Genomic DNA, 3,461 nt, shown 5'->3' on the forward strand with positions numbered 1-3,461 from the left:
CGGGGCGCCGACGTGCGGCGCGGGAGCCGGCGGGGCGGGACGCGGCGGCACCTGGTTCACCGGCGGCGCCGAGACCGGGTGGCGCGCGGCCGGTGCGGCCGACATCGACTGACCGGCGGCCGGCGCACCCGACACGGGGTAGCCCGACGCGGGCGCCCCCGACACGGGGTAACCGGAGCCCGGCGCACCCGACACGGGGTAACCGGAGGCCGGCGCACCCGACACGGGGTAACCGGAGGCCGGCGCACCCGACACGGGGTAACCGGAGGCCGGCGAGCCGGACACGGGGTAGCCGGAGACCGGGTGGCCGGAGACCGGGACACCGGAGACCGGCGGCAGCGGCGGCGCCGACACCGGCGGCGGGTTGTACGGCCGGGTCTCGGGGCTGCTCGGCAGCTGCCGCGGGATGGCCGGCTGCTGACCGGTGGAGGCCGGGTCGGCCTCGGCCGGGTTGCGCCGCTGGGGCAGCGGGTCGATCGGCTGGCCGTTCGTGCTGCGCGGGGTGAAGCCGTCACCGCCGGCGAGGGGGCCGGCGCCGGTCAGGTCGGACCAGGCCGGCATCGAGCGGCCGGCACCGGCGTTGGCCGGGGTGCCGGAGCCGTTGCGCGGCGCCGGGTCGAAGGACCGCCCGCCCAGGGTGACCTGGTTGCCGGAGGTGCCGGGGTGCGGGACCGGCGGCGGGGTGTGCGGGCCGTTCCCCAACGCGGCCAGGGCCCCGAACGCCGGGGCGGGGCCGCCCTGCTGCGGGCCGGTGACGGCCGGGAGGGCCGGCGCCAGCTGGCCACGGCCGGAGAGGGCGCGCGGCACCAGGACCGAGGGGGGCAGCGTGACGTCGGCGACGGTGCCCCGGTCGGCACCGGGCCGCAGCTCGACCTTGACGCCGTGCCGGGAGGCCAGCCGGGCGACCACGACGAGGCCCATCATCCGGGAGACCGCGACGTCCACCTGCGGCGGCGTGGCCAGCCGCTCGTTCAGCTCGCGCAACTGCTCGTGGCTGATGCCGATGCCCCGGTCCTCCACGTAGAGGGAGGCGCGGTCGCCCACCCGCCGGGCCTCCACCATGACGTGCGAGTCCGGCGGGGAGAAGGCGGTGGCGTTGTCGAACAGCTCGGCGACCAGGTGCACCAGGTCGTTGACCGCGTGCGCGGAGACCTCGATGTCCCGGTCGATGACGCCGAACTCGATCCGGGTGTAGTGCTCGACCTCGGACTGGGCGGCGCGTAGCACGTCGATGAGGGCGGCCGGCTCGCGCTGCACGCGGGTGGAGTCCGCGCCGGCGAGGACCAGCAGGTTCTCGTCGTTGCGGCGCATCCGGGTGGCGAGGTGGTCGAGCTGGAACAGCTCGGCCAGCCGGTCCGGGTCCTCCTCGCCGCGCTCCAGCCGGTCGAGGTGGCCGATCAGCCGGTCGACCAGGATCTGCGACCGGCGGGCCAGGTTGACGAACATGGTCGCGACGGACGCCCGCAGGGCGGCCTGCTCGGCCGCGGTCCGGACAGCCTCCAGGTGGACGGCGTTGAACGCCTCGGTCACCTGGCCGAACTCGTCCTTGCTGCGCACCGGCAGCGGCTCGGCGATCTGGTTGGCCAGCTGCACCGGGGAGAGCTGCCCGGTGACCTGCGGGTCGCGCAGCCGGGCCACCGCCTGCGGCAGGCCGTACTGGGCCACCGAGAGGGCGCCCTGGCGCAGGTCGCGCAGCGAGCGGGCCATCGAGCGGGCGACCAGGTAGGCGAAGAGGATCGCCAGCAGCAGCATGCTCAGCAGCAGGCCGGTCTGCAGGAAGACCTGGCGCTGCACGTCCGAACGAAGTTTGTCGGCCTGCTTGACCACGTCGCCGTCGAGCTTCGACTCGACGGTACGGACCAGCTTGGCGTTGCCGACCATCGCGGTGTCCCACTGGTCCGGACCGAAGGAGAGGCTCGTCAGTGCCCCGGACTCGTTGCCGGCGATCTGCCCCTGGTAGGAGGACACCTCGCGCAGGTCGCCCCCGGCGACGGTCTGCTGGTAGAGCTCCTTCTCGGACCCGTTGGCGACGGCCGTGAAGGACTCGATCGCCTGCTGCTCGGCGGTGACGGTGGAGATGTAGTCCGTGCGCAGGGCCTGGTCGAGTCGGCCGCGGTCCAGCGCGAGGTGCACGACCACCCGACGCTCGGAGAGGAACTCCTTGCTGCGGGCGACGGCGGCGGCGGCGCGCATCCGGTCGCTCAGGTCGCTGTCGCCGGCGAGCTGGGTGCTCGAGTCACGGACCGCAAGCAGCTCGCTGATCAGGCCGTCGTACCCCTTGGCCGCGAAGCTGCTCGACATCTTGCCGTTGAAGACCTGACTGCGGGTGCCGGACAGGTCTTGAAGGTCCTGGTCGATCCCGTCGAGGATCTTCTCCAGCGCGGGGGGCAACTTCTCCAGCACGACGCGCTGCTGCGAGTACTTCCCGTGCGCCTTGTCGACCTCCTGGCCCGTCTGGGTGTAGACGTCGGTGTACCGGGCCTTGGCCTTCGACTCGTCGGCACTCAGCAGCAGCACGGCGGCGGCCCGCTCGTCTTGCAGCTTGTCGACCAGATCACCTGAGTAGCCGATCAGGGTGGCCAGGTTACCGGCCCGGTTGGCACTGTTGAGCGTCTCCAGGTGATCGACCAGACCGGTGGTGCCCACCACGACTGTGGCGATGGTCGGCACGATCATGATCAGGCCGAGCTTGGACCAGATCGGCATGTCGCGGAGCCGGCTGGCCGGCCGGCGCAGACGCGACAGGAAAGAGCCCGCCGTCGTTGGCCGTTTGCTCACGTCACCGCCCTCGCATTACCGCGTCCGGCGTGCCCTGTGGGCAACGCCGAGCGACCGACCCGGCGGGTCGGACCTCCGAGATTCCATCACGCCGCCCCGCAAAGAGAAAGCCCAGGTTGTCCCTCGCGGGAGGTGTGATGAGATGTTGATGCAATTTGATAGCAATCCGTCTGGCCGGAGTCACTCAAGGTAATGGAACACCCTCACCGCGTTGTCCTGCTCGCCGGGCCCTCCGGCTCCGGAAAGTCGTACATTGCCCATCGAACCGGACTTCCTGTCCTCTGCCTGGACGACTTCTACAAGGACGGCGATGACCCTACGTTGCCGCGTCGGGACGGAGCGGTGGACTGGGAGTCCCCACTGTCCTGGGATGCGGACACGGCGGTGGAAACAATCGCCCGACTGGCCCGGGACGGCAAGGCCGAAGTGCCGGTTTATGCGATCGGCGCGGACCGGCGGGTGGCCACCCGGCCATTCGACGTCGACGGATCGCCACTTTTCGTCGCCGAAGGGATCTTCGCCGCCGAGATCGTCGCGGAGTGCCGCCGCCGGGGCCTGCTCGCCGGGGCGTACGCGCTGCGCCGCCCGCGCGGCGCGACCTTCGTCCGCCGGCTCGCCCGCGACCTGGCCGAGCAGCGTAAGGCGCCCCGGGTGCTGGTCCGGCGCGGGGTGGCGCTGCTGCG

Annotated in this window: 1 protein-coding gene and 1 pseudogene; one reads left to right on the forward strand and one right to left on the reverse strand. The window is 72.4% G+C overall.

The window, feature by feature from the left end:
- A partial coding sequence (locus B0E53_RS34470) for a nitrate- and nitrite sensing domain-containing protein (RefSeq protein WP_107079721.1) occupies positions 1-2,778 on the reverse strand: 2,778 nt, incomplete at its 3' end.
- A 384-nt stretch (positions 2,779-3,162) separates the two neighbouring features.
- On the opposite strand from B0E53_RS34470, the pseudogene B0E53_RS39900 reads away from it, so the two are divergent.
- Positions 3,163-3,461, forward strand: a pseudogene (locus tag B0E53_RS39900) (ATP-binding protein); the annotation flags it as partial.

Origin of the sequence: Micromonospora sp. MH33 (assembly GCF_003013775.1) — a bacterium.
GTDB classification, from domain to species: domain Bacteria; phylum Actinomycetota; class Actinomycetes; order Mycobacteriales; family Micromonosporaceae; genus Micromonospora; species Micromonospora fulviviridis.